This is a genomic window from Pseudomonas sp. S3_B11, from assembly GCF_054667715.1.
In genome coordinates this window covers 3,667,671-3,693,874 of record NZ_CP162749.1, presented here as the reverse complement: position 1 = coordinate 3,693,874, position 26,204 = coordinate 3,667,671, and the positions used below count along the sequence as shown (strand labels likewise).

At 61.8% G+C, this 26,204-nt stretch carries 25 protein-coding genes and 1 pseudogene; 11 read left to right on the top strand and 15 right to left on the bottom strand.

Going from position 1 to position 26,204, the window contains the following annotated elements:
- Window positions 1-18: 18 nt before the first annotated feature.
- From AB4O22_RS16595 to AB4O22_RS16585, 3 genes are all read left to right on the top strand, one after another.
- Window positions 19-798 carry an ABC transporter substrate-binding protein gene (locus AB4O22_RS16595; RefSeq protein ID WP_223471617.1) on the top strand — a complete coding sequence of 260 codons (780 nt, stop codon included), beginning with the start codon at window positions 19-21 and terminating at the stop codon, window positions 796-798.
- 49 nt (window positions 799-847) lie between these two features.
- Window positions 848-1,960, top strand: coding sequence for a succinylglutamate desuccinylase/aspartoacylase family protein (locus tag AB4O22_RS16590; protein WP_460096762.1), 1,113 nt, complete (start codon window positions 848-850; stop codon window positions 1,958-1,960).
- A gap of 64 nt (window positions 1,961-2,024) precedes the next feature.
- Entirely contained in the window at window positions 2,025-2,741 is a 717-nt protein-coding gene (locus AB4O22_RS16585; RefSeq protein ID WP_223471619.1) for an alpha/beta hydrolase, read from the top strand.
- Window positions 2,742-2,873: 132 nt separating this feature from the next.
- Here the strand turns inward: AB4O22_RS16585 and AB4O22_RS16580 are convergent, their stop codons facing one another.
- The 3 genes from AB4O22_RS16580 to AB4O22_RS16570 all read right to left on the bottom strand — a co-directional run bounded on the left by AB4O22_RS16580 (window position 2,874) and on the right by AB4O22_RS16570 (window position 5,466).
- On the bottom strand, window positions 2,874-3,461 hold the full coding sequence (locus AB4O22_RS16580; protein ID WP_460096760.1) for a DcrB/PsbP domain-containing protein: 588 nt from the start codon (window positions 3,459-3,461) through the stop codon (window positions 2,874-2,876).
- Window positions 3,462-3,547: 86 nt separating this feature from the next.
- Complete coding sequence (locus AB4O22_RS16575) at window positions 3,548-4,333, bottom strand: hypothetical protein (protein WP_027912582.1); 786 nt, start codon at window positions 4,331-4,333, stop codon at window positions 3,548-3,550.
- A gap of 203 nt (window positions 4,334-4,536) precedes the next feature.
- The gene (locus AB4O22_RS16570; protein WP_028237659.1) at window positions 4,537-5,466 is read right to left on the bottom strand and encodes a LysR family transcriptional regulator; all 930 of its coding nucleotides are present in this window, start codon (window positions 5,464-5,466) and stop codon (window positions 4,537-4,539) included.
- Window positions 5,467-5,609: 143 nt separating this feature from the next.
- Between AB4O22_RS16570 and AB4O22_RS16565 the strand changes: the two genes are divergently transcribed.
- A complete protein-coding gene (locus AB4O22_RS16565; protein ID WP_028237658.1) occupies window positions 5,610-6,212 on the top strand; it encodes an NADPH-dependent F420 reductase in 603 nt (200 codons plus the stop codon).
- Window positions 6,213-6,271: 59 nt separating this feature from the next.
- Here the strand turns inward: AB4O22_RS16565 and AB4O22_RS16560 are convergent, their stop codons facing one another.
- The 3 genes and pseudogenes from AB4O22_RS16560 to AB4O22_RS16550 all read right to left on the bottom strand — a co-directional run bounded on the left by AB4O22_RS16560 (window position 6,272) and on the right by AB4O22_RS16550 (window position 8,796).
- Window positions 6,272-6,553, bottom strand: coding sequence for a hypothetical protein (locus AB4O22_RS16560; protein WP_028237657.1), 282 nt, complete (start codon window positions 6,551-6,553; stop codon window positions 6,272-6,274).
- Window positions 6,554-6,774: 221 nt separating this feature from the next.
- Window positions 6,775-7,800 carry a purine-nucleoside phosphorylase gene (locus AB4O22_RS16555; protein WP_223471623.1) on the bottom strand — a complete coding sequence of 342 codons (1,026 nt, stop codon included), beginning with the start codon at window positions 7,798-7,800 and terminating at the stop codon, window positions 6,775-6,777.
- A 46-nt stretch (window positions 7,801-7,846) separates the two neighbouring features.
- Window positions 7,847-8,796: pseudogene (locus tag AB4O22_RS16550) on the bottom strand (nucleoside-specific channel-forming protein Tsx).
- A gap of 299 nt (window positions 8,797-9,095) precedes the next feature.
- Between AB4O22_RS16550 and selD the strand changes: the two are divergent.
- Together selD and mnmH are read left to right on the top strand one after the other, a co-directional pair.
- Entirely contained in the window at window positions 9,096-10,130 is a 1,035-nt protein-coding gene (gene selD, locus AB4O22_RS16545; RefSeq protein ID WP_003200050.1) for a selenide, water dikinase SelD, read from the top strand.
- A complete protein-coding gene (gene mnmH / locus AB4O22_RS16540) occupies window positions 10,130-11,233 on the top strand; it encodes a tRNA 2-selenouridine(34) synthase MnmH (protein ID WP_038856125.1) in 1,104 nt (367 codons plus the stop codon). Before selD ends, mnmH begins: the two co-directional genes overlap by 1 nt.
- A gap of 136 nt (window positions 11,234-11,369) precedes the next feature.
- Here the strand turns inward: mnmH and AB4O22_RS16535 are convergent, their stop codons facing one another.
- Window positions 11,370-12,041 (bottom strand): histidine phosphatase family protein, encoded by a 672-nt coding sequence (locus AB4O22_RS16535; protein ID WP_460097723.1) that lies wholly within the window; start codon window positions 12,039-12,041, stop codon window positions 11,370-11,372.
- A gap of 319 nt (window positions 12,042-12,360) precedes the next feature.
- On the opposite strand from AB4O22_RS16535, the gene AB4O22_RS16530 reads away from it, so the two are divergent.
- The 3 genes from AB4O22_RS16530 to AB4O22_RS16520 all read left to right on the top strand — a co-directional run bounded on the left by AB4O22_RS16530 (window position 12,361) and on the right by AB4O22_RS16520 (window position 15,573).
- Window positions 12,361-13,059 carry a glutathione binding-like protein gene (locus AB4O22_RS16530; protein ID WP_003200057.1) on the top strand — a complete coding sequence of 233 codons (699 nt, stop codon included), beginning with the start codon at window positions 12,361-12,363 and terminating at the stop codon, window positions 13,057-13,059.
- A gap of 190 nt (window positions 13,060-13,249) precedes the next feature.
- Window positions 13,250-14,224 carry a porphobilinogen synthase gene (hemB, locus tag AB4O22_RS16525; RefSeq protein ID WP_003200059.1) on the top strand — a complete coding sequence of 325 codons (975 nt, stop codon included), beginning with the start codon at window positions 13,250-13,252 and terminating at the stop codon, window positions 14,222-14,224.
- Window positions 14,225-14,478: 254 nt separating this feature from the next.
- Entirely contained in the window at window positions 14,479-15,573 is a 1,095-nt protein-coding gene (locus AB4O22_RS16520) for a DUF1615 domain-containing protein (RefSeq protein ID WP_053162241.1), read from the top strand.
- Window positions 15,574-15,682: 109 nt separating this feature from the next.
- Here the strand turns inward: AB4O22_RS16520 and AB4O22_RS16515 are convergent, their stop codons facing one another.
- A complete protein-coding gene (locus AB4O22_RS16515; protein ID WP_460096756.1) occupies window positions 15,683-16,195 on the bottom strand; it encodes a phage infection protein in 513 nt (170 codons plus the stop codon).
- Window positions 16,196-16,387: 192 nt separating this feature from the next.
- Between AB4O22_RS16515 and AB4O22_RS16510 the strand changes: the two genes are divergently transcribed.
- Window positions 16,388-17,017 (top strand): glutathione S-transferase family protein, encoded by a 630-nt coding sequence (locus tag AB4O22_RS16510; RefSeq protein WP_223471629.1) that lies wholly within the window; start codon window positions 16,388-16,390, stop codon window positions 17,015-17,017.
- Window positions 17,018-17,127: 110 nt separating this feature from the next.
- On the opposite strand, the gene AB4O22_RS16505 is transcribed toward AB4O22_RS16510, so the two are convergent.
- Genes AB4O22_RS16505 through AB4O22_RS16485 form a run of 5 tightly spaced genes read right to left on the bottom strand, consistent with a single transcriptional unit; the run spans window position 17,128 to window position 21,084 of the window.
- Window positions 17,128-17,664 (bottom strand): PqiC family protein, encoded by a 537-nt coding sequence (locus AB4O22_RS16505; protein ID WP_223471630.1) that lies wholly within the window; start codon window positions 17,662-17,664, stop codon window positions 17,128-17,130.
- A 17-nt stretch (window positions 17,665-17,681) separates the two neighbouring features.
- A complete protein-coding gene (locus AB4O22_RS16500) occupies window positions 17,682-19,340 on the bottom strand; it encodes a PqiB family protein (RefSeq protein WP_223471631.1) in 1,659 nt (552 codons plus the stop codon).
- The gene (locus AB4O22_RS16495; protein WP_027912575.1) at window positions 19,321-19,965 is read right to left on the bottom strand and encodes a paraquat-inducible protein A; all 645 of its coding nucleotides are present in this window, start codon (window positions 19,963-19,965) and stop codon (window positions 19,321-19,323) included. The genes AB4O22_RS16500 and AB4O22_RS16495 overlap by 20 nt, the downstream gene beginning before the upstream one ends.
- 11 nt (window positions 19,966-19,976) lie before the next feature.
- Window positions 19,977-20,573 (bottom strand): paraquat-inducible protein A, encoded by a 597-nt coding sequence (locus AB4O22_RS16490; RefSeq protein ID WP_003200073.1) that lies wholly within the window; start codon window positions 20,571-20,573, stop codon window positions 19,977-19,979.
- Window positions 20,574-20,598: 25 nt separating this feature from the next.
- Window positions 20,599-21,084 (bottom strand): CBS domain-containing protein, encoded by a 486-nt coding sequence (locus AB4O22_RS16485; RefSeq protein ID WP_460158230.1) that lies wholly within the window; start codon window positions 21,082-21,084, stop codon window positions 20,599-20,601.
- 313 nt (window positions 21,085-21,397) lie between these two features.
- On the opposite strand from AB4O22_RS16485, the gene AB4O22_RS16480 reads away from it, so the two are divergent.
- Window positions 21,398-23,761: a DNA polymerase II gene (locus AB4O22_RS16480; protein ID WP_460096754.1), complete on the top strand. Its 2,364-nt coding sequence runs from the start codon at window positions 21,398-21,400 to the stop codon at window positions 23,759-23,761.
- 185 nt (window positions 23,762-23,946) lie between these two features.
- Here AB4O22_RS16480 and AB4O22_RS16475 read toward each other — a convergent pair whose 3' ends face one another.
- Complete coding sequence (locus AB4O22_RS16475) at window positions 23,947-24,768, bottom strand: aldo/keto reductase (RefSeq protein WP_223471633.1); 822 nt, start codon at window positions 24,766-24,768, stop codon at window positions 23,947-23,949.
- 155 nt (window positions 24,769-24,923) lie between these two features.
- Window positions 24,924-26,075 (bottom strand): aldose epimerase family protein, encoded by a 1,152-nt coding sequence (locus AB4O22_RS16470; protein ID WP_003200080.1) that lies wholly within the window; start codon window positions 26,073-26,075, stop codon window positions 24,924-24,926.
- Window positions 26,076-26,204: the final 129 nt, after the last annotated feature.

Genomic DNA, 26,204 nt, shown 5'->3' with positions numbered 1-26,204 from the left:
GCGCACTCAGGAGCGAAAATGAACAAGCTAGCCATGTTCGGTGCCCTGGCACTGTCCGTATTGTCCCTGTCGGCCGTGGCCGAAGAGGCCAAGCCGATCCGCCTCGGGATCGAAGCCGGTTACCCGCCTTTTTCGATGAAAACCCCCGACGGCAAGCTGACCGGCTTCGATGTCGATATCGGCGATGCCCTCTGCGAGCAGATGAAGGTCAAGTGCACCTGGGTCGAGCAGGAGTTCGATGGCCTGATCCCCGCGCTGAAAGTGAAGAAGATCGATGCGATCCTGTCGTCCATGACCATCACCGACGATCGCAAGAAAAACGTCGATTTCACCATCAAGTACTACCACACCCCGGCACGGTTCGTGATGAAGGAAGGCTCCGAGGTCAAGGACCCGCTGACCGAGCTCAAGGGCAAGAAAGTCGGTGTGCTGCGCGCCAGTACCCACGACCGTTTCGCCACCGAAGTGCTGGTGCCCGCCGGGATCAACCTGGTGCGCTACGGCTCCCAACAGGAAGCCAACCTGGACATGGTCGCTGGTCGCCTCGACGCCATGCTGGCCGACTCGGTCAACCTCGACGACGGTTTCCTGAAGACCGATGCTGGCAAAGGCTTCGCCTTCGTGGGCCCGACCTATGAAGACGCGAAATACTTCGGCGGTGGCGCCGGCATTGCGGTGCGCAAGGACGATAAGGTCCTGGCCGACAAATTCAACGCCGCCATCAGCGAAATCCGCGCCAATGGCACGTACAAGAAAGTGCAGGACAAATACTTCGCCTTTGATGTCTACGGGCATTAATCGGTAAGAGCTCCTACACAGCTCCTACGCCTAGTCATTCGGAGATTTCATGCAACGTATCGACCATACCCTGCCATGGAGCCACTTGGGCACCGAGCGTCGGCTCAGTGTGTTTCGTTACGGCCATGGCCCGCGCAAGGTTTATATCCAGGCCAGCCTGCACGCCGACGAACTGCCAGGCATGCGTACCGCCTGGGAGCTGAAGCAGCGGCTCAACGACCTCGAGGCGCAAGGCCTGCTCAAAGGGGTGATCGAGCTGGTGCCGGTGGCCAATCCCATCGGCCTGGATCAACATCTGCAAAGCGCCCACATGGGGCGTTTCGAACTGGGCAGTGGCAAGAATTTCAACCGCTCTTTCGTGGAGCTCAGTGCGCCGGTGGCGCAACGCATCGGTGATCGGCTGGGTGACGACCCGGCCGCCAACATCACCTTGATCCGCCGGACCATGGCCCAGGTTCTCGACGAGCTGCCGGCGCCGCTTTCGCAACTTGAAGCACTGCATCGCCTGCTGCTGCGCCATGCCTGCGACGCCGACATCACCCTGGACCTGCATTGCGATTTCGAGGCAGCGATCCACTTGTATGCCTTGCCGCAACAGTGGCCGCAATGGCGCTCCCTGGCCGCACGCTTGAAGGCCGGGGTGGCGTTGCTGAGTGAAGATTCCGGTGGCAGTTCGTTCGACGAGTCCTGCTCCTCACCCTGGTTGCGCCTGGCCAAAACCTTTCCGGCGGCGTCGATCCCAGCGGCGAACCTGGCGACGACGCTGGAGCTGGGCAGCATGGGCGACACTCGCGTGGAACAGGCCCAGGCCAATTGTGAAGCCATCCTCGGGTTTTTGGCCGAGCAGGGTTTTATCGCCGGGGACTGGCCATCCGCCCCCGTCGAATGCTGCGAAGGCTTTCCGTTCGAAGGCACCCAATACCTGTTCGCGCCCCACCATGGCGTGGTGAGCTTTCTGCGTGAGGCCGGTGAATGGGTGGAGCGCGGCGATCCGCTGTTCGAAGTGGTCGATCCGTTGAATGATCGGGTCACCATCGTGCGGGCTGGCACCAGTGGCGTGCTGTTTGCCCTGGACCGCGGGCGCTACACCCAGCCGGGCATCTGGCAGGCAAAAGTCGCCGGGCGTGAACCGATTCGTACGGGGAAATTGAGCAACGACTGATAAGTGCTGTCTACCTCACCGCACGCTTCTTGTCGTGCGGCTATCGAACGATGGAGGAAGATTGATGTTTAAAGCGCTCGCCCTGTTTCTATTGCTGGTCTCGTCCGGGTTGCAAGCCCAACCCTCGCTGCACACGGACTTGCCGCTCAACTACCTGGCCCAAGCCGATGAGCAAGCCGGCAACCGCCCGCTGGTGATCTTCCTGCACGGCTCCGGCAGCAACGAACAGGACCTGTTCGAACTCAAGAGCGAGTTGCCCCGGGATTACAACTACCTCTCGGTGCGGGCGCCGAAGAGCATGGAACAGGACCGTTATCAGTGGTTCGCGAAGACGGGCGACGGTGCCTACGACGGTGACACCTCGGACTTGAAGGCCAGCGGTCAGATGCTGCTGGACTTCATCGACAAGGCTCGGGCCAAGTACTCGACCGATGCGAGCAAGGTCTACCTGGTAGGGTTCAGCCAGGGCGCGATGATGAGCTACGAAGTGGCCCTGCGACACCCCGAAGCCGTCGGCGGTATTGCCGCAATGGGTGGGCGGGTCCTGTCAGTGCTGCAGGCGGAACTGACCCCAGATGAATCGCGCCGGACACTGGCGGTGTTCATCGGCCATGGCACGGCAGACCCGATCATTCCCTACCACGATGGTACCGAGGCCAACAGCTTCCTGAAGACCCTGGCGCTGGAACCGGAATTCCATGCCTACCCGGGCGTCGGCCACAGCATCAGCGCCCTGGAAGTGCAGGACCTGCGGGCCTGGCTGGAGCGGCTCAATCCCTGACCACCCTAAGCCCCTGTGGGGAAACCCTGTGGGAGCCGAGCTTGCTCGCGATAGCGGTGGGTCAGCTTGCATCAAAGTTGAGTGTGCCGACGCCATCGCGAGCAAGCTCGGCTCCCACATGTTCCGGGGCGCTTATTTACCGCTGGCGATCCGCTTCACCAACGCTTCATGACCGGCCTTGTCGCTGGCCCGGGAGATGACCTGCACCACGGCCATGTGCGTACCGGAGGCGCCCAGCACCGTGGTGTCGAGGGTTGGCCCGCCGCCCTGGGTCGCGCTGGTGTCGAGCTGACGCAGGCCCAGGCCGGTGCCTTTTTGGGTCAGGCTTTTTTCGCTGAGGATCTTGGCGTCCGGCAGGGCCTTGATGCGTTGGGCGGCGAAGTCGGCCATGGTGGTGTCGAGGAATGCACCATCGTCGTCCTTCACATTCGTACCGTTGACGATGGTGTTCTCAGCGGCAATCACCACGGTCCTGCTGGTGGCATTGCTGTACATCGTCCCTGTCGCCCCAGCGGTGCCCTGGGCCACTTCACCAGCGGGTAGCGGCGTCGCCGTGAAGCCCTTGGGCAAGGTGAAGGTGAACTTGCCGCCGAGCATCGACACTTTCTGCGCCGGTGCATCGCCGGCAGGTTTGGCCGGGGCCGCTTGGGCGGATACCACGACCAGGCTGGCGATGGCCCCCAGCAACAGGGCGGCGGCTTGTTTACTCAGCAATGACATTGAAACGCTCCACAGATGGTCGTGCCTGGAGGCCGATCATCCCATGGGCGTCGCACCTGACTCCAGCGCCAGTGCAGAAGAGACCGTCATTTTGGCGAAAGGTGTGCGGTGTCGCCGGGCGGTGGCCGCACCAGCAGGCGTCGGGTCACCAGCAACATGGCCATCGACACCGCGACGCCCAAGGCAAAGGCGGGCATGCCCAGCACCGGCAGGGCGAGGGCCAGGGTCAGGCAGAAGGCGGCGAAGCAATACATGCCGGTGGCCGTCGCCCGCAGCAGCGCGGCGGTAAAGGCCGGTCCCCGGGTTTGTTGGGAGAACACCGCCATGACACTGCCCAACACCGGGAATACCGCCAGCAGCCCGCTCCAGCGCTCGCCCACGGTACTGGCCAGCAGCGTCACCGCCAGGGTCAACAGCGCGCCGGCGATCATGCGCAGCAGCAATTTGTCGGATTTGGCCGCCGGCCCGTTCATCACCGGCCGGACCGTCGGGAACAGATATGGCGCCGCCAGCAGCGCGACCAGGGCGATCAGGCTCGACAACGGCAGCGAAGCCGGTAGCCAGGACAGGATCAACGCCACCAAGGCCCAGACCCCTAGCGCGATGCCCAGCGCCCAGGGCCAGTTGCGATGCTGGGCGACCTGGGCGTACACCACGCAGAAAGCGATCATCGCGAACATCGCCGCCAGTGCCGCGGTCGCCGACTGCGCGGCAAACAGCTCGCCTTGTTCCACGGCCAGGAACAACAGGATCGGTCCCACTACGACGGGCAACCCCGAGAGCCAGCCGGCCACGCTCGGCCCCCAACGCCTGCCCGCCCGGGAAATCAGCAGCAGGAACGTGGGAATCACCAGCAATTTGAGCAGCAGCACGCGGTCATCCTTGTCAGTCGTCGAGGCGCCACGTTAGCACCGCCCGCATCGCAAACCCACTGTGGGGGCGAGCTTGCTCGAGATGGTGATCGTACATTTTTCGCGAATATGCCCGCGCACACTTGAACTAGCAGCCGATCGCCACGGGGGTGGGGTGTCTGGGCTGACGTCATCGCGAGCGCGGGCACGAAGGATTCCAGGGCTCAACCCCGCGCAGCACTGAAACGCTGCGCCAATCCCTCACGCTCGAAGTGTTCGGTGATGAAGTCGATAAAGGCGCGAGTCTTGGCCGGCATCAGCGTGCGGCTGGGGTAATAGAGGGAAATCAAGCCAAGGTCCATGTACCAGTCTGGCAGCAGCCGTACCAGTTCGCCGCGTTCCAGCCAGGGCAGCACATCCGGCACGGTCAGCAGCGAAATGCCCAGGCCCAGCAAGGTGGCTTCGCGCATGGCGACCGGGTCGTTGAGAATGATGGATTCAGGCAGCCGCAACGCCGACTCCAATCCGGCAGCATTGCGCATCGTGGCCTGGCGTACCCGCCCGGTGAGGCTGGAGCGCAGCACGATGTTATCGAACCGGGCCAGGTCTTCTGGGTGTTCGGGGCAGGAGCGTGCGGCCAGGTAGGCCGGGCTGGCTACCGCGACCAGATGTGCTGGCGCCAAGGTTCGCGAGATCACGCCAGGTGTCAGTTCGAAGCCGCCGCCAATCGCCGCGTCGAAACCTTCAGCGATCAGGTCTACCCGTCGGTTCTCGAAATGCCATTGCGGGCGGATCAACGGGTGCAGGGCCAGAAATTGCGGCAGCAACGGCAGCACATGGCCGATGCCGAAGCTTGGCGACAGGCTGAGGCGCAGTACCCCGGCCGGCTCGCCACGCTCAGTGGTCACGGCGCCGATGGCGACCTGCAAGGCTTCGAGATGCGTGCCGATGCTGGCCAGGAAGTGTTCGCCGTTCTCGGTCAAGGACAGCTTGCGGGTCGAGCGCTGGAACAGCCGCACCCCCAGGTTTCGCTCCAGCATTGCTACATTGCGGCTCACGGCCGCGGGCGTCAGGGCCAGCAACCTGGCGGCCGCCGAGAAACTGCCGGTTTCGGCGCTGCGGGCAAAGCATTCGAGATTGGCGAGGCTTTCCATCAAAGTGGCCTGATAGTAATGCTTGAAAATGATTCAACGTATTACTGGCTAATCATGACGTAATAGCAAGGGCAATATGCACCTCAACGGCGGACATCACCGCCCAGGGTTATCCAACTTTGAGGACGTACGACATGAGCAGCATCGACACCATCGGCATCATCGGCGCTGGCGCCATTGGCAGTGCATTTGCTCGGGCCTTGGCCCGCCAGAACATCAACGTCGTGATTGCCAACAGCCGCGGCCCCGAAAGCCTGGCCGGGTTGGTCACCGAGCTCGGCCCCAACGTACGCGCCGGCACCGTGCAGCAAGCCGCTGCCCAACCCATGGTGCTGGTGGCCGTCAACTGGCCGAAGTTGCCCCAGGCGTTGAGTGGCTTGCCGGACTTTGCCGGACGAATCGTGATCGATGCCAACAACGCAATCAAAGTCCCGGAGTTCGAGGCGATTGATCTGCAGGGCCGGGCTTCTACCAAGGTGTTCAGCGAATGGGTGCCGGGGGCACGGGTGGTCAAGGCGTTCAACCACATGTTGGCGCGCCTGCTGGAGGCTGATCCAGCGTCCGAAGGCGGCAAGCGCGTGTTATTCCTGACTGGCGACGATGAGCAGGCCCGTGGGGAAGTCGCGCAGTTGATCGCCCGGCTGGGATTCTTCGGCGTGGACCTGGGCCCATTGAGCGTTGGCGCACGCTTGACTCAATTCCCGGGCGGGCCATTGCCGGTGCTGAACCTGGTCAAGTTCGACTGAGTACTTCGCGACATGCGTAAGGAAGCGCTCGATCAGCGTGGGAACCCGGCCTGAAGCACTCAGTCGGGTTCCACGTCCAATTGCAGGCTGTCGTCTGCCAGGCGTTTGGCTCGCCGGACAATGCCGCTGATGCGTCGGCCTTCGGCATTGAACACCACGAGCTGGGCCTTATGCAGATCCTTCGGCAGTGGTGGTCGCACGTGCAGCGCGAACCAGGGTGGTTCGCCGTCATCGAGGCGTTTGACGTCGAACTCGCAGTCGACACTTTTGGTGTCACGACCAAACAGCGTGTCGAGGCCGTAGTCAAGATGAGTGCTGTCGGCAGCAGGGTCGAGGGACATCGGCGGTCTCCTGGATGGGTACGCACGGCTGATGTTCAAGTGATTCTTCCCGCAATGGAAAATTCCATTGAGTGATCTGTAGAGATTAGCCTCAATCTGTGGGAGCAAGGCTTGCCCGCGATGCAGGCGCCTCGGTTCACAAAGGACCGCGTCGACTTAATCGCGGGCAAGCCTTGCTCCACAGATCATTCCCTTCTCCCCAAGAGCCGGGCGGCTGTTGATCAAAGACCAGGCACGCCGTCTTTCCACGCCGACCAGTTTTTCACAATGTCCTGCACCAGCGGGTTGCCGGTGCGGAAGAGGTTTTCCAGCGCCGGGACGAACGCGCCCTGGTCGGCATATTTGAGCAGGTTGTCCACTTCGTTGCCGCCGGGCTCGGGGCGGTCGAAATCGGACCCGGCCCGCAGCACGGCCAGCCGGTTGATGTCCACCCGGCCTTCGCGGCTGGCCCGGAGCAGGGCCTCGTAGGTGGAGTTGTCTTCCTGTTGGGTGGTGCAGTAGACACCTTTGTTATCGGTGAGCAGGCGGGTCCAGACTTCGGCGCGCTCGCTCAGGCGCGTACCGGAGAACCAGGTGTTGCCGGCCAGGGTGTCGCAGCGGGTCACCACCGGCGGCTGGTTGGCCGGGGCGTACGGATACTTCAAGCGCCAGGCCGCCGATTCCTTGCTTTCCGCCAAGCTCACCTTCTGGCTGAGGGCAAAGGCCTTGGCTTGCAGGGCCGGGTTGAGTTCGAAGACTTCCGTCTTGTAGTCCAGCGGCGGCTTTTCATTCGGCCCCTTGGTATTGATGCCCAGGTAGCCGGTGGGCCAGTCCTTGGGCACATCCCGCGAATCCAGCTCCCACTGGGTGCCGAACTCCACCAGGTAATGGGCCCAGGCCGTCGTGCCAAGCGTGCCGTGGTGCGGGTTGATGCCGGCGATCCCGGCCACCAGGAAATAGCTTTTACGCAGGTCGACGGTGGGGGAGAGCGCCAGGGCCAGTGTCGAGGCTGCAGCGTTGGTCTGGCCCATGCCGGTGATCAGCAGGCAGACCCGTTCGGCATTGCAGCGGACCGTCGGATACTCGGCGGACAGCCCCGGCACGCGGATTTCAGTCTTGAGTTCGAGGCGTTCGATCCAGTTCTGTGCCTCGGGGGCGAACATCGTGATCAGCATCACTTTGGGTTGAAGCGGCGGCGCGGCCCCGGCAGTCGAGCAGAACAGGGCCGTGCAGGCCAGGCCGATTGAAATAGACAGGCGATTGATCATGTATTCGTGACCTCCATGGATTCGAAGTGGTGCTTCTACGGTTTGCTCAGAATTGATAGCCAACCCCGGCGTAGTATCCCCAGCCATCGGAGCGGGCGCGGAAGTTGCCCTCGCCAAAGTTAAGCTCACTGCCGTCCTGCCAATTGCCGCCGTTGTGGAAGTAACGGCCCACCAGCGTAAAGCGCAGGTGCTTGAACGAATACAGCAGGACGTTGGTGGCGACCGTGGCGTTGGCGGTGCGTGCGGGATTGTCCTTGTGCAGGTCCGAACCGAAATCGAAGTTGGTGAAGCCGATGTACGTCAGCGAGGCGCCGTTGCTGAACTGGCTGATCGGCACGATGTATTTGAGCTGGGCGCGGTAGCCGTCCCAGGAGTATTCATTGCTCGCGCCATAGTTTTCCCATTGATAACGGCCATAGAAGTTGGCCGACAGGTTGACCCTCGAGTGGGTGTCGATGTCGGTGCCCAGGCCGCTGTACAAGGTGTTCGCACGATTGGCGCTGTTGCTGCCGTGATCGTAGATCCAGTCGAACGCCACATACCACTCCTTGAACGGACCGATGGCCAGGCTGCGACCGGCAAGGTAGTCGATGGAAATACGCGGTTCGTGCTCCATGAACACCGGGGAACCGTGGTCCCACACCCCTTTATCGTGACTGTTGCCAATGTTGAAAATCTTTGGAATGTCGACGTAGCCATAGAGCTCGAAGGGCCCTTTGCGTCCGAAGTATTCATATTCCAGATAGACATCGTCGACCGGTTGCGGGCCGAAGCTGATGTCCTTGCTGCCGATGAGCGTCAGGTCCTGGTTGTACCAATCCGACAGGTAGGCACCTTTTTCGAGGGGGTGGCCTCGGGGCTGAGGGCTTCGCCTTGGGCAGACGCCTCGGCGGTTTGGGCTTGGGTCGTGGTGCTGAGTAGTCCGGTAACGGCGGTCAGTAGCAGGGCGGCTGCCAATACGCCGGGTGTAGCGCGACACCGGGAAGTGCAGTGCATGGAAAGTCCTTGTTCGTGCGGGCCGAAGCCCGGGTTCCGTGGTTGAAAAAAAGCCATCGATCCGCTGGGTAGGATTGATTGCGCAAACGTTTGCACATGTCGTACCAGTTTTTTGTATTGGCTTGAAATGCATGGGGTTCAGGCTTTTTTCCTGTCCTGTTGGTCAGGCTTGGTGCACCGAATTCGGCAGCGTCGTATGAAGTGGCACCAACGTGTTGCAGTAGCATGTGCTCGACGCGGCACTGAGTCGGTGGTGTTGCTGGTAGAATCGGCCATCTTGACTGACCAGAGGTATGCCCATGAGCGAGCCGATTCGCCTGACCCAGTACAGCCACGGCGCCGGCTGCGGCTGCAAGATTTCGCCCCAGGTACTGGAAGTGATCCTGGCCGGCAGCGGTGCGCAGAACCTTGATCCCAATTTGTGGGTCGGCAATGCGTCCCGGGACGATGCTGCGGTGTACGCCATCGACGAGGAGCGCGGGGTGGTCTCGACCACTGACTTCTTCATGCCGATTGTCGATGATCCTTTCGATTTCGGTCGCATCGCCGCCACCAATGCCATCAGCGATATCTACGCCATGGGCGGTGACCCGCTGATGGCCATTGCGATTCTCGGCTGGCCAGTCAACGTATTGGCCCCGGAAATTGCCCGGGAAGTGATTCGCGGCGGTCGCTCCGTGTGCGACGAGGCCGGTATTCCCCTGGCCGGCGGGCATTCGATCGACGCGCCTGAGCCGATTTTCGGCCTGGCGGTCACAGGCCTGGTGCAAAAGCGCCATATGAAACGCAACGACACGGCCACCGCCGGTTGCCGCCTGTACCTGACCAAGCCCCTGGGCATCGGCATCCTCACCACGGCGGAAAAGAAAGGCAAGCTGCGCGCCGCCGACGTCGGCCTGGCCCGTGACTGGATGTGCACCCTCAACAAACCTGGCAGCCGCTTCGGCAAGCTCGACGGCGTGACGGCGATGACCGACGTCACCGGGTTCGGCCTGCTCGGTCACCTGGTGGAAATGGCCGACGGCAGCCGACTGACCGCGCGCATCCGCTATGACGCGGTGCCGCGCCTGCCGGGTGTCGAGTACTACCTCGACCAGGGGTGTGTGCCGGGCGGTACGCTGCGCAACTACGACAGTTACGCCAGCAAGGTCGGTCGGGTCCAGGAACTGCACAAGCGCGTGCTGTGCGACCCGCAGACCAGCGGCGGCCTGCTGATTGCCGTCACCCCTGAAGGCGAGGCCGAGTTCCTGCGGGTTGCCGCTGAACTCGGGCTGGCGCTGGAACCTATCGGCGAACTGGTCGAGCGACAGAGTTACGCGGTCGAGGTGTCTTGATGAGCAATGACATCACCGATTACCGCGACATCTTCCTCAACGACCGGCCGATGATGGACACGCGCGCCCCGGTCGAATTCATCAAGGGGGCCTTCCCCGGCGTGATCAATTTGCCGTTGATGACCGACAGCGAACGGCAACGTGTCGGTACCTGCTACAAACAGCAGGGGCAACAGGCCGCCATTGTCCTGGGGCATCAACTGGTGTCCGGCGAAATCAAGGCCGAACGCATCCGGGCCTGGGCCGAGTTCGCCAAGACCCATCCTGACGGCGTGCTGTATTGCTTTCGCGGCGGCCTGCGTTCGCAGATCGTACAGCAATGGCTCAAGGATGAAGCGGGCATTGATTACCCCAGGGTCGGCGGCGGCTACAAGGCCATGCGCACCTTTTTGCTGGACACTGTCGAGCAGGCGGTAGCCCAATGCGACCTGGTGCTGCTGGGCGGCATGACCGGCACCGGCAAGACCGAAGCGCTGGGGCAACTGAGCAATAGCCTGGATCTGGAAGGTTATGCCAACCATCGCGGTTCCAGCTTCGGCAAACGCGCCACCGGCCAGCCTTCCAACATCGATTTTGAAAACCGCCTGGCCGTGGACGTACTGAAAAAACGCGCCAGTGGCATCGAACAATTCGTGCTTGAAGATGAGAGCCGTGCGGTCGGCAGTTGTGCCTTGCCGCTGCCCTTGTACCAGCGCATGCAACAGGTTCCGATGGTCTGGCTGGAAGACAGCCTGGAGCATCGGGTCGAGCGGATCCTGCAGGATTACGTCATCGACCTGTGCGCGGAATTTGTCGCCGTACATGGCGACGAAGGTTTCTCGTTGTTTTCCGAGCGGTTGCTGGCAAGCCTGGACAACATCCACAAGCGCCTGGGCGGTGACCGTCACCGGCGCTTGATGAACATCCTGGAAACCGCCCTGGCCGAGCAGGCCAACAGCGGCGCCGTCGACTTGCATCGCGGTTGGATCGAAGGCTTGCTGCGCGAGTATTACGACCCGATGTACGTGTTCCAACGGGAAAAGAAGGGGCTGCGGATCGAGTTCTCGGGGGAGCAGGCGGCGGTGCTGGAATATCTGCGGGAGCGTGTGGCCCGGGGAGGGTGACCACAGGTTTGATATCCACTGTCAATCCCTGTGGGAGCGGGCTTGCCCGCGATAGCGGTGTTTCAGTCACATCAATATCAATGGGTCTGACGCTATCGCGAGCAAGCTCGCTCCCACAAAGGGAATTAGCGACTGATCAAGTCGGGCAGGTTTCCTTGCCATTGTCCAAGCCCTGCTTGTAGCTTTGGCTGGTGAGGCTGGCCTTGCCGTTGTGCCAGGTCAGGGTCAGCACATACAGCGAATCGAAGTCTCCCGAGGCCCAGTCTTCGGTAATGGTTTGTTCCTTGCCGACCGCTTCGCCGGCGACCTTGTTGATCAGCTCCGGCAGGTAGCCATGGGACCAGGCGGTATAGATGGTGGCGTTGTGGTACTTGTCGTGCAGCAGTTCGTCAGCCAGGTCGCTGGTGTCGTTGGCCGAATAATTGATGTTCACCGGCAACCCGAGCTTGATGGCGCTGGGGCTGATGGTCATCAGCGGGCGAATATAACTGTAGGAGTTGTCCTGCTCGCCCTCTTCGACATTGCGGGTCGGGTTGGCCGCGAACACGTAGTCGGCCTTGCCGAATTTTTCCGGCAGCAGGGTGGCCAGGTCGATGGCGCGGTTGAGGCCCTGGCAGTTGAGTTGGCCCAGGCCACCGGCGGGTTTCTCGGCGTGGCGCAGGAACACCAGGGTCTGCACGCCGTCGGCTGGTTGGGCGCGGCTGATGCTGGATTCCAGCGCCAATCCCAGGCCGCAGACCACAAGCAGCGTCGGCAGCAGTAGCCACGAACGGTGTTTGAAGCGTCTGGCGAAATTCAGTGGGTTCATCATCGAATAATTATTCTTCAGCACTCTTGAGTCAGGCTGACAAACCCTGGCACCACGAAGCGGCTGGCCTCGGGTGTTTTCCCTGTCGTTACGCCGCGTTGAATCCTCGGGGCATTGCTCAGAGTCCCTTCAAGCCCTTTGGTTCGATCCTGGCGGGTCCCGGTGCACTGTAAGGCCTCCTGTTGGGAGGTAGGGCGAATGTTAGCGACAGGATGTTGCGGATTTAAGAAGGGCCGATGTGAATTCCGTGACGGGCAGTGATGCCATCCCGTACATCTTGGATTATCCTCGGGCTTTCCTTCATTTCCGAGCCGACCCCATGCCCGACTTGACCCCATTCCCCATCACCGAGAAGTGGCCTGCCCAGTACCCGGAGTGGATCCAGCTCTACTCCCTGCCCACCCCCAACGGCGTGAAGGTCTCGATCATGCTGGAAGAGATCGGCCTGCCGTACGAGCCCCACAAGGTGGACTTCGCCAGCAACGACCAGTTGTCGCCCGAGTTCCTTTCCCTGAACCCCAACAACAAGATCCCGGCGATTCTCGATCCCCATGGGCCGGGCGACCAGCCGTTGGCGTTGTTCGAGTCGGGGGCGATCCTGATTTATCTGGCGGACAAGAGCGGGCAGTTGCTGGCCCAGGAGTCGGCGGCGCGCTACGAGACGATCCAGTGGCTGATGTTCCAGATGGGCGGGATCGGGCCGATGTTCGGGCAACTGGGGTTCTTCAACAAGTTCGCCGGCAAGGACTACGAGGACAAGCGGCCGCGCGATCGTTACGTCGAGGAAAGCAAGCGCCTGCTCAAGGTGCTCGATGGTCGTCTGCAAGGGCGCGACTGGATCATGGGTGAGCGCTATACGATCGCGGATATCGCCACGTTCCCCTGGGTGCGCAATTTGATCGGATTTTACGAGGCCGGTGATTTGGTCGGTATCCAGAATTTCCCCAATGTGACGCGGGTGCTGGAGCGCTTCCTGGCTCGACCGGCTGTGGCGCGCGGGTTGAAGATTCCGGAATGAGTTAAACCCGACGACTCGCCGATTCGATTACAAGCCACCGGCTGACGTGCATCAATGGCTCGCTGACCTTGCGAGTAGATTATTGCCTGGCCGGTAACACTCTGTTTTCCACCCGCCGTTTGTGCCCTGGCCGGCCAGGGCATAAGCTTTGCCCTTTGTGATCGAGCACCCATTTCTGCCCAGGAGCCCCATGTCCAGCCAGTTCCCCGAAGCACGTCCACGCCGTCTGCGTCGCAATGCAAGCCTGCGCAGCTTGTTCCAGGAAACCGAGTTCACCTTGAACGACTTGGTGCTGCCGATTTTCGTCGAAGAAGAAATCGATGATTTTGTGCCGATCAAGAGCATGCCCGGCGTGGTACGCATTCCTGAATCGAAGCTGGCCGGCGAGATCGAGCGCTATGCCCGTGCCGGCATCAAGTCGGTGATGACCTTTGGTGTGTCCCATCACCTGGACAACGACGGCAGCGATACCTGGAGCGAGCGCGGCCTGGTGTCGCGCATGGCCGGGATCTGCAAAGACGCAGTGCCGGAGATGATCGTGATGTCCGACACCTGCTTCTGTGAATACACCGATCATGGTCACTGCGGTGTGCTCCACGGCGATGAAGTGGACAACGACCGGACCCTGGTCAATCTGGGCAAGCAGGCCGTGGCGGCGGCCCGAGCCGGTGCCGATGTGATCGCGCCATCGGCGGCCATGGACGGGCAGGTCCAGGCGATTCGCCGGGCCCTGGATGAAGCCGGCTTCAGCCAGACAGCAATCATGGCCTATTCCACCAAGTTCGCCTCGGCACTCTATGGCCCGTTCCGCGAGGCCGGCGGCAGCGCGTTGAAAGGCGACCGCAAGAGCTACCAGATGAACCCGATGAACCGCCGCGAAGCATTGCGCGAATCCTTGCTCGACGAGCAGGAGGGTGCCGATGCGCTGATGGTCAAGCCGGCCGGTGCCTACCTCGATATCATCCGCGACATTCGCCAGGCTTCGAACCTGCCGTTGTCGGCTTATCAGGTCAGTGGCGAATACGCGATGATCAAGTTCGCCGCCCAGGCTGGTGCCATCGACGAAGCCCGCGTGGTACGCGAGAGCCTTGGCGCCATCAAGCGGGCGGGGGCAGACCTGATCTTCACCTACTTTGCCATGGACCTGGCGCTGAGCGGGATCTGATCCCGCACTGCCCCCGGAGTTGGCTGTGAGTCCATGTTCACCGCCATTCCCACATGGTTTTAGATGATAGGAGATTCTAGGTACACCACCATTCTCCTGTGGGAGCGAGCTTGCTCGCGATAGCGGTGGGCCAGCTTGCATCAGTGTTGCCCGTGCCGCCGCCTTCGCGAGCAAGCTCGCTCCCACATTGGGCATAGCCCGCATCCACTTTTGATCGTATGGTTGCTCCGGAATAACGAACCCGATGGAGCACCATGCAATTCAACCGATTGATGATCAGCCTTGCTGCGCTGCTGGCCTTGGCCGGTTGCGGCAGCCGTCAGGCGCAGGAGCCTGAGCGTCAGCCTGCTGAGGTCAAGAAGCAGATTGTGCAGTTGTTGCCGGCCAAGACTGTGGATCGCGAAGGCTGGGCGACTGATATCTACGTGGCCTTTGCGGCCCAGCAGATTCCCTCTACCACGCAGAACATCTGTGCTGTCCTGGCGGTGACCGAACAGGAGTCGACGTTCCAATCCGATCCGCCAGTGCCGGGGTTGGGCAAGATCGCTCGTCAGGAAATCAACCGCCGGGCGGCGAAGGTGCACATTCCGGAGCTGTTGGTCAGTGGCGCACTCCAGGTGCGTTCGTCCAACGGCAAAAGCTACAGCGATCGGCTCAATGCGGCGCGTAGCGAGAAGGAGCTGAGCGAGATTTTCGATGATTTCATCAGCATGGTGCCGCTGGGCAAGACACTGTTCGGCGGTTTCAATCCGGTGCACACCGGTGGACCGATGCAGGTCAGCATCGCGTTTGCCCAGGCCAATGCGCGCAATTATCCCTATACGGTGGAAGGCTCGATTCGTCGCGAAGTGTTCAGTCGTCGTGGCGGGATGTATTTCGGCATCGCGCATTTACTGGGCTATCCGGTGAGCTACACCGAGCCGTTGTATCGTTTTGCCGATTTCAATGCTGGCTGGTACGCCAGCCGCAACGCAGCTTTCCAGCATGCGGTGAGTGTGGCGTCGGGCATTTCCCTGGCGCTGGACGGGGATCTGATTGCCCATGATTCCATCATGCCAGGCAGTACGGAACTGGCGGTGCGCACGCTGGGCAAGTCGTTGGGAATGCGCAACCCGACCATTCGCGATCAATTGGAGTTGGGTGACAGCCTGGCGTTCGAGGACAGCAAGCTCTACAAGCGCGTGTTCGAACTGGCTGAAAAGGCCGAGGGCAAAGCGTTGCCACGGGCGGTATTGCCGGGAATCGTGCTCAAGAGCCCGAAGATCACGCGCAAGCTGACCACGGCGTGGTTTGCCAAGCGGGTGGATGAGCGTTATCAGCGGTGCATGGCGCGGGCGTCGGGGCGTTAGCCAGGCGTTGGCGCGTGAAAAAGCCCGGTGGATGAGGCCGGGCTTTTAGGGGGATGGGTTTGGTGGGGGATCAGTCTCAAGCGGTGTATCGGGTAGGCTGCCAGGCAACTCATGCGTGGTTTTCGATCAGGCGATCAGAGCCACCTTCAGCGACGCGACGTTCCAGCAGGCGTTCGGCACCACCTTCAGCGACGCGGTTTTCCATCAGGCGATCAGAGCCACCTTCAGCGACGCGACGTTCCAGCAGGCGTTCGGCACCACCTTCAGCGACGCGGTTTTCCATCAGGCGATCAGAGCCACCTTCAGCGACGCGACGTTCCAGCAGGAGTTCGGCACCGCCTTCAGCGACGCGGTTTTCCATCAGGCGGTCGGAGCCACCTTCAGCGACGCGACGTTCCAGCAGGCGTTCGGCACCGCCTTCAGCGACGCGGTTTTCCATCAGGCGGTCGGAGCCACCTTCAGCGACACGACGTTCCAGCAGGCGATCGGCACCGCCTTCAGCGACGCGGTTTTCGATCAGGCGATCAGAACCGCCTTCGGCGACGACGGGTTGGGACGAGGCGGCAAATACGTTGGCGGCCAGTACAGAGAAAGCGAGGCTGAGGATGACTTGGCGTTTCATGATGGTGTGCTCCGGGGTGCAGTGGTTTGTGTGGGGCCATTGTTGTCCCGGGCGATCATCAAGAGAACTTCATTGACATGATGGTGAACATCGACAGCAGTGATAGCTCGTTGGCCCGCTGCCGGTCAGCTTGATGGAACACTGACAGGCTAGCGGGCTCTATCGGCTAACGCTTATGCAGGAGGTGCGTTCATGTATCAGTTATTCGGTTGCAGGCAATCCGGCTCTTCGGCGGTGGAGGTTGCCCTGTGTCTCTGTGAGGTGGCTTATCGGCGGGTCGATGCCTATTCGACGCAAGACAACGATGCGGCGAAAGAGCTCGAGGCGCTCAATCCTCTGAAGCAGGTGCCGACCCTGCAGTTGCCAGATGGCTCGGTGCTGACCGAAGCGGCCGCAATCCTGATTCACCTCGGGTTGACCTTTCCCGCATCGAAGCTGCTCCCGCAAGACCCTGCCCAGCGCGCGCAAGCCATACGGGGCCTGGTCTACATCGCGGCCAATTGCTACACGCCCATCGGCATTATCGATTTTCCGGAACGCTGGCTGGACGAGGCGGACGAAGCGACTCGGCAGCGATTGATATCCGGCACGCAGCAACGGCTGTATCTCAATTGGGCGCGGTTTGCCGACCAGTTCCCGGCCCGACCTTTTCTAGGCGGTGACGAACCGGGGGCGCTGGATATTCTGGCGGCGGTGATCACGAAGTGGAGAAACACGCGGGAGGCGATGCTGAGCGCCCGCCCAGCGTTCCACGAGTTGTTGGAGCGCATCGACCACCATCCGCGCGTTGCGCCGGTGCTGTCGCTGCACTGGCCGTTGTAGGCGCTGCCGAGCGAAGCGAGGCTGCGATCTTTCCCCTGACGCTTGCGTCTCAAGCGAAAGATCAAAAGATCGTCCGAACGCGGCCCGAGCCTTCGGCAGCTCCTACAAGGTCAAGGACACGCCTTTCGTGCAGCCGCCTGTTCAACAAGGCCGGCAAATTGCCGGACATTTTCCTGATGCGCTGTCACCAGCTCGTCGATACTGGCTCCCGCTGGGGTTTGCAGGCTGCTGCGGCACGTGAGGGGGCGGGCGTCGTTGCCCAGGTTGCGCAGGCGCCATTGCACATCCATGCGGGCATAGCGGCCAGGGATCGAGTCGAAGCGTTGCACGTCTACCCGCAGCAATGATTTCGGTGCGCCAGGGTTGCCCAGTTGTTCGTCCAGGCTGCTGTGCAGTTCATCGGCCAGGCTGGCGCCCCACCATTCGGTTTCCAGGATCGCCAACCCGCTGTTGCCCTGGCGAATGACCATCTGGGTGCGATCCACTTGGGGTGGGACACTGACCTGTTCAATCTGGATGTCCACGCTGGAGCGCGATTGGCCTGCCGGTTGGGCCGGGCTCAGGGTGTGGTAGTGGATCGGATCGCTGCGGCAGGCGCCGAGCAGCAATGCCACGGCAACCAGAGTGAGTTTCAGCGTCAGTGGCATGGGGCGGGCTCCTGTGATCATTCTTTCACCGGCAATGTGAGGTTCTGCGCCGGTGCGTCCTTGGGACGGCCGCGAAGCAGCGATTCGGGATGGCGGCTCAGGTAGTCCGACAGTTCGCGCAGCGAGCGCGACATACGCCCCAGGTCGTCCAGGGTCTGGGTCAGTTGTTCGCGCTGCGGTGAGTCTTCGGCCAGGGTCGAGTTGGCCGATTGCAGGGTCTTGCTGACGTCTTGCAAGGTGCTTTGCACGCCCGGCAGGGTCTTGCTGTTGAACTGGGTCAGGCCTTTGCGCAACTCCACCAGGTTGCCATCCAGGTTGCCGGCAATGCTCTCCAGTGGCAGTTTGTTGATCCGCTCGATCATCGCCTGCAGTTGTTCCTGCAGTTGCTGGAGACTGCCCGGAATGGTCGGGATACGCACGGGCCGGGCGCTTGGGTCGAAGGCGACTTTTTCCGCCTTGGGGTAGAAATCCAGCGAGATGTACAACTGCCCGGTCAGCAGGTTGCCGCTGCGGGCCTGGGCGCGCAGCCCCCGCTCGACGAAGCTGCCGATCAGACGGGCGCCAGCGGCTTCGTCGTCTGGATTGTGATTGAGCGACTTGAGCAGTTTTTCATGGGCCTTGCCCAGGCGTTGCGGGTAGATCACCACGCCGACGTTGACCGGAAAGCTGCGCTGTTTCTCATCGAAATCCAGATGGATGGCCACCACCCTGCCGACTTCCACCCCGAGGAACTCCACCGGCGCACCGACGCGCAAGCCGCGCAGTGCCTGATCGAAGCGCAGGGCCAGGTATTGCGCCTTGCCGTCGGGCGGGGCGAGGGCGCTCTGCTGGTCGGCAAACAGCTCATAGGTCTTGTCCTCGCTGGCGGGGACGTCGTTGGGGCTGTACTCCGGCGCCCGAAACGCGATGCCGCCTAGCAGCAAGGCCGAGAGCGATTCGGTCTTGACCGCAAAACCATTGGCGCCGACGTTCACGTCCACGCCGCTGACGTTCCAGAACCGGGTGTTTTCGGTGACATACGCATCGTTGGGCGCGTTGACGAATACGTCGATGTTGACGCCTTTGCCTTCGGCGTCCAGGGCGTAGGACACGACCTGGCCCACCGGGATCTTGCGCAGGTACACCGGCGAGCCGATGTCCAGCGAACCTAGGTCCTGGGAATGCAGGGTGAAGCGCTTGCCCGGTTCGCCATAGGTGATGGGCGGCGGGTTCTCCAGGCCCGTGAAGGACTTGGCGCGCACTTTCGACTGGCCGGCGTCGGCGCCGATGAAATCCCCCGACAGCAAGGTGTCGATCCCCGAGATACCGCCGGCCCCGATGCGCGGCCGAACCACCCAGAACACCGAGTCTTCGTGAGTGAAGGTGTCGGCTGTCTTGGCGAGCTTGACCGTGGCGGTGACGTTCTTCTGGTCCTCGCTCAGTTGCACGTCGGTGACCTGGCCGATGACCACGTTGCGATATTTCACCTGGGTCTTGTTGGCGGTCAGGCCCTGGCCGGTCTTGAAGGTGATGGTGATGGTCGGGCCTTCCTGCAGCCAGTTGTGGACCACCAGGGAAATGCCCACCAGCACCGCGATGATCGGCACGATCCACACCAGCGACACCGTCCAGCGGCGGGTGGTGACGTGGGCGCGGCCGGGTGCGGGTTGCTGCCCGTCAGTGGCTTGCGACTTCATCCATGACCTCCTCGGATGGTTGGGTATCCCAGATCAGCCGGGGGTCGAAACTCATGGCCGACAGCATGGTGAACAGCACCACGAGGCCGAAGAACAGGATGCCCGGTCGTGGTTCGATGTCGCTCAATGCCTGGAACTTGACCAGGGCTGCCACCAGAGCCACCACCAGCACATCGAGCATCGACCAATAGCCAATGACTTCCACCAGCCGGTACAGTTTCGCCCGCTGGACCTGGGCCCAGGTGCTGCGCCGCTGTGCGGTCACCAGCAACAGGGTCAGCACCACGAACTTGATGCCAGGCACCGCGATGCTGGCGATGAAGATAATCAGGGCGATGTCCCAGGCGCCGCTTTGCCAGAACTCGATGACGCCGCTGATGATGGTGCTGTCGGCGCCTTCGCCGAGCATCTGGGTATTCATGACCGGCAGCAGGTTGGCCGGGATGTAGAACACCAGCGCGGCGAGCATGTAGGCCCAGGTGCGGGTGATGGCGTCGGGTTTGCGTCGATGCAGGGCGGCGTCGCAGCGGGGGCAGGTCTGGGGCTCGTCGGTCATGTCGCAGGCCAGGCCGCAACTGTGGCACAGGCACAGGTCCAGGTCGCGGGCCTCTGGCGGGGTGTCCAGCGGCTGGCCGTTCACAGGCTGTCCCACAGGTCGCGGACATCGCGCCCGGCAATGCGGATCATCAGCAGGCTCAGGGCCGCCAGGGCGAACAGGCCGATGCCCGGGAGCACGTCCAGCAGGCCGGCGAGCTTGATCACCGCCACCAGCGCGCCCAGCAGGCACACTTCCAGCATGCTCCAGGGCCGCAGGGTTTCCAGGCTGCGCATGCACAGGTTGAACCCCGGTGCCCGCCGCTGGAGGTAGGCATGGCCCAGTACCCAGAGCAGGAGCGCCAATTGAAAGGCCGGTGCGATGATGATCGCCACCGCTGTCACCAGGGCGATGAAGGTGATCGGCCCATGGCTCAGCGCCACGATGGAATCCCATAACGTCGCGCTGTTGCTCAGGCCCTGAAGGCGGATGCTCATGATCGGGTAGATGTTGGCGAAGGCCCACAGCACCGCTGCCGTCACGCTCAAGGCCAGGCGCTGCTCGATGGTCAGGCCGTTGTAGCGCTGGATCACCGCGTGGCAGCGCACGCACGAAGCTTTCTGGTGCGCGACGAGCACCACCGGCTCGTACACCGCATCGCAATGTTCACAAATGATCAGTCGGTCGGTGTTGGCCATTGGGATGCTCGCAGGAACAACCCCTTCAATATAGAAGTGCCTTGAGAATGAGCAACCCGACCGAATGGATCATTCCCCCGCGAATGTATTGCTCCAGTTGTTTGATCAGATCGGCCTGTTCGGCGATGGCTTCCTTGACCAGGTCGCCGATGGACAGCAGGCCGACCAGTTTGCCGTCCTCTACCACTGGCAAATGCCGCAGGTGTTTTTCGGTCATGATGCTCAGGCAGGTCTCGACGTTCTGGTGCGGGTCGATGGTGATCACGGGGGAGACCATGATGTCACTGACCTTCGTGCCCACCGATGAGCGCCCGCGCAAGACCATTTTGCGGGCATAGTCGCGCTCGCTGATGATCCCCAGCACTTCGTCGTTCTTCACCACCAGCAACGCACCGACGTTCTTCTCGGCCATGCGCATCAGGGCCTGCAATACCATGTCGTCCGGTGAGATGGTGTGCACTTGCTGGTTTTTCTCGTCTTTTATCCGGAGCAACTGCGCGACGGTTTTCATGGGGGGCCTCGGGTGTTGTTTTTGCTGGTTGTTAAAGCATCGTAGACCCAACGGCGCAGAGCAAGCGGTAAAGCGGCGGCCAGTCGTCCAAAAGCGTCATTGCCGGGGGATTTCCCACCGATGTGATGTCATCCAGCATTGTGGCGAGGGGCGTCCCTCTGTGGGAGCAAGCCTGTGGGAGCAAAGCTTGCTCGCGATGAACGATGACACGGTCTAGCAGTTGAACCGCATCGCGGGCAAGCCTTGCTCCCACAAATAAATCCCCTCGCCACAGGGTAGAATCGTCGCCTACGTAGAATTCGAGGTTGCAGCGGTGGATTTACAGCAGGGCTTCGTCCTGACCCGGCATTGGCGCGATACCCCGGCCGGCACCGAAGTCGAGTTCTGGCTGGCGACCGACGCCGGTCCCCAGCGCGTGCGCCTCCCAGTGCAAACGTCGGTGGCCTTTGTGCCGCAGATCCAGCGCGGCCAGCTCGAAGCCTTGCTGCAAGGGGAGAAGGAGGTAGAACTGCGCCCCCTGGACCTGCTGGATTTCGAGCATCGTCCGGTGCTGGGATTGTATTGCCAGCAGCATGCCCAACTGATGCGCCTGGACACCACCCTGCGCCGCGCCGGCGTGGAGGTGTTCGAAGCGGACATCCGGCCGCCGGAGCGCTACCTGATGGAGCGCTTCATCACCGCCCCGGTCTGGTTTGGCGGTACGCCGGCTGCCGATGGCCTGCTGGTCGACGCCCAGATGAAGCCGGCGCCCGAATACCGTCCACCGTTGCGCCTGGTGTCCCTGGACATCGAAACCACCGCCCAGGGCGAATTGTATTCCATCGCCCTGGAAGGCTGCGGCGAGCGCCAGGTCTACATGCTCGGGCCAGCCAATGGCGACGATACCGGCGTGGATTTCCAGCTGGAATACTGCGAATCGCGCACGGTGCTGCTGAAGAAACTCAACGATTGGTTCGCCCGTTTCGACCCTGACGCGATCATTGGCTGGAACCTGGTGCAATTCGACCTGCGAGTGCTGCATGAACACGCCCGGCGCCTGGCGGTGCCGTTGCGCCTGGGACGTGGTGGCGAAGAGATGCAATGGCGCGAGCACGGCGCGCGCAACAACCACTTCTTCGCCTCGGCCGCTGGCCGGCTGATCATCGACGGTATCGAGTCCCTGCGTTCGGCCACCTGGAGTTTCCCCTCGTTCAGCCTGGAAAACGTCGCCCAGACGCTGCTGGGGGAGGGCAAGTCCATCGATAACCCGTACCAGCGCATGGACGAGATCAATCGCATGTTCGCCGAGGACAAGCCGGCCCTGGCCCGCTACAACCTCAAGGACTGTGAACTGGTGACACGGATCTTCGCCAAGACCGAGTTGCTCAAGTTCCTCTTGGAGCGGGCCAGCGTCACCGGGCTGCCGGCGGACCGCAGCGGAGGTTCCGTGGCGGCCTTCACGCACCTGTACATGCCGCTGATGCATCGCCAAGGGTTTGTTGCCCCCAACCTGGGCCAGCGTCCGCCCGAGGCCAGCCCGGGTGGTTTTGTCATGGACTCCCAACCGGGCCTCTACGAGTCGGTGCTGGTGCTGGACTACAAGAGCCTGTATCCATCGATTATCCGCACCTTCCTGATTGACCCGGTGGGCTTGATCGAAGGGCTGCGTCACCCGGATGACCAGGAATCGGTGCCAGGCTTTCGCGGGGCGCGCTTCTCCCGTACTCGACATTGCCTGCCAGCCATCGTGGCGCGGATCTCCGAAGGCCGGGAGACCGCCAAGCGCGAGCACAATGCGCCGCTGTCCCAAGCGTTGAAAATCATCATGAACGCCTTTTATGGCGTGCTCGGTTCCAGTGGCTGCCGTTTCTTCGACACACGCCTGGCCTCGTCCATCACCCTGCGCGGTCACGAGATCATGCAGCGCACCCGCCAGTTGATCGAAGCCCAGGGGCATGTGGTGATCTATGGCGATACCGATTCCACGTTCGTTTGGCTTCGTCGTGCCCATGGCCAGGAGGAAGCGGCCAGGATCGGCCGCGAGTTGGTGGCCCACGTCAACCAATGGTGGCGAGAGCAGGTGCGTGCTGAGTTCGGATTGGAGAGTGCGCTGGAGCTGCAGTTCGAAACGCATTTCAAGCGCTTTCTGATGCCGACTATCCGCGGCGCCGAGGAGGGCAGCAAGAAACGCTACGCCGGATTGGTAACCCGTGCCGATGGCAGCGACGAAATCGTCTACAAGGGCCTGGAAACCGTGCGCACCGACTGGTCGCCGCTGGCCCGGCAATTCCAGCAGGAGCTGTACGGGCGGATTTTCCATCGCCAGCCCTATCAGGATTATGTGCGCGATTATGTGCAGCAGACCCTGGCCGGCGCGTTCGATGAACGATTGGTCTACCGCAAGCGTCTGCGTCGGCCGCTGGAAGACTATGAACGCAACGTCCCACCCCATGTGCGGGCCGCGCGGCTGGCCGATGAGTTCAACCAGCGCCAGGGCCGTCCGCGGCAATACCAGAATGGCGGCTGGATCAGCTACGTCATCACCGTCGCCGGCCCCGAACCGCTGGAGACCCGCAGTGCGTCAATCGATTACGACCACTACGTGACCAAACAGCTACAGCCAGTGGCGGATGCGATCCTGCCGTTTGTGGATGATGATTTTTCGACGTTGGTGGGTGGGCAGATGGGGTTGTTCTGAAACTCCGTGGTATTCAGGCCGAGCCCGTGGTCAGGGTTTATCCCCTGTAGGAGCAAGGCTTGCCCGCGATGCGGGCGCCTCGTTTTTCCCAGGACACCGTGTCGCCTCCATCGCGGGCAAGCCTTGCTCCCACAGATGAACTCCCTCGCCACAAGTCAGTGTGAATCCCGAGGTTGAATGGGTCTTCAGACCATCGCCAGGCGCTGCTTGCCCTGGGGCTGGGGAAATATCAGGTCTAGGGCTGCCAGGTCTTGCGGTTCCAGCTTGAGGTTGGCCGCTTCGGCATTCAAACGCACATGCTCAGGTTTCACGGCCTTGGGAATGGCAATCACATTGTCCTGGCGCAACAGCCAGGCCAGTGCGATCTGCGCCGGTGTGGCGCGATGGCGTTCGGCGATCTGTCCCAGGGTGTGATCCTTGAGCAGGTGTCCGCCCTGGCCGACCGGGCAGTAGGCCATGACGGGCATGGACTGGCGCTGGCACCAGGGCAGCAGGTCGAATTCGATGCCGCGTTCCTGCAGGTTGTACAGCACTTGGTTGGTCGCGCAGGCCGGCGCGGCCAGTTCCTCAAGGTCCGCTACATCGAAGTTCGACACGCCCCAACGGCCGATCTTGCCTTCTTCGCGCAGCCGCTCGAAGGCTTCGACGGTTTCGTCCAGTGGGTACTGCCCGCGCCAGTGCAGCAGATAAAGGTCGATGTAATCGGTGTCGAGCCGCCGCAGACTGCGTTCGCAGGCCAGGGGAATGCCTTTGCGACTGGCGTTGTGGGGATAGACCTTGCTCACCAGGAAAACCTGGTCGCGCAGGCCGGTGATCGCTTCGCCAACGACGGTTTCGGCACCGCCTTCGGCATACATCTCCGCCGTGTCGATCAGGGTCATGCCCAATTCGATTCCCAACCGCAGGGCGGCCACTTCTTTCTTGTGATGAGACGGTTCCTCACCCATGCGCCAGGTGCCCTGGCCAATGACCGGTACGGACACACCCGCCAATTCCAGCGTCCTCATGCCTTTCTCCTGTTGTGCTGATCGATAATCCAATGGACAGCAGGATAGTCGTAGGAGCTGGCGAAGCCTGCGATCTTTTCGCTCCAAACTCAATTGTCTGGGAAAGATCGCAGCTTCGCTTTGCTCGACAGCTCCTACGGGTGTGGTGCTTTTTTTTATTTCGCGGAGAACTTCAACACCATGGTCTGGGTGTAGGTCTGGCCCGGATCAAGCCGCGTCGAAGGGAAGTTCGGCTGGTTGGGCGAGTCGGGGTAGTGCTGGGTTTCCAGGGTGAACGCGCCCCAATGTGGATAGACCTTGCCTTGCTTGCCCTTGACGGTGCCGTCGAGGAAGTTGCTGGTATAGAACTGCACGCCAGGCTCGGTGGTGTAGAGCTGCAGGCGTCGTCCGGAGTCCGTGTCATACACCTCGGCGGCCAGTTTGTTCACGTCGCCCTTGGCGTCCAGCGCCCAGTTGAAATCGAAGCCGCCTTGTTTCGGTTCGGCGAATTTGAGTTGTGGGTGATCGGCCTTGATATGGGTGCCGATGGCGGTGGGTTGGGTGAAGTCCATCGGTGTGCCGGCCACGGGGGCCAGTTCGCCAGTGGGAATGAGCTTGCCGGTGACCGGCGTGTAATGGGCCGCGTGCAGGGTCGCGACCTGCTCGAGTATGTCGCCGTTGCCTGCCCCGGCCAGGTTGAAATAGCTGTGGTTGGTCAGGTTCAGCACTGTGGGCTTGTCGGTGGTGGCTTTGTACTCGATGCGCAACTCGTTCTGTTCGTTGAGGCTGTAGGTGACGTCGGTCTTCAGTGCACCGGGGAAACCCATCTCGCCATCGGCTGACAAGTAGGTCAGGGTGACGCCCACCGAGTCCTTGGCATTATGGGGCTGGGCCTTCCAGACGCGCTTGTCGAACCCTTGCGGCCCGCCGTGCAAGGAATTGCCATGGTCGTTCTGCGGCACCTGGTAACGCTTGCCGTCCAGCTCGAAGGCGCCGTCGGCCAGGCGATTGCCGAAGCGGCCGATGGTCGCGCCGAAATACACGCTGCCGTTCTTCTGGTAACCCTGCACGTCGTCGAAGCCGAGCACGATGTCGGCGGCCTTGCCGTGTTTGTCCGGCACGCTCAATGACTGGAGGATGCCGCCGTAGGTGATGACCGTGGCCTCCATGCCGTGACTGTTGCGCAGCACGAATTTTTCCACCGCCGTGCCGTCGTCGGTTTTGCCGAACGCACCACGTTCGTTGGTCAGGCCGGCAGCGTGGGAAGCCGAGGTGGCGATCATCAGAGACACTCCGAGGGCCGTGAGCAGTTGTCTGGATTCAAGCATGGTATGACCTTCCTTCCTGTTGTTTTGTTGTTGTTTTGAACGCGGGGCGAGTCCGCTACTGGTCGGACAGCGCTGAAGGTTTTTCTGGTTAGTAGTCTTTCTATTTGAAGGGTGAGAAGGGATTTATAG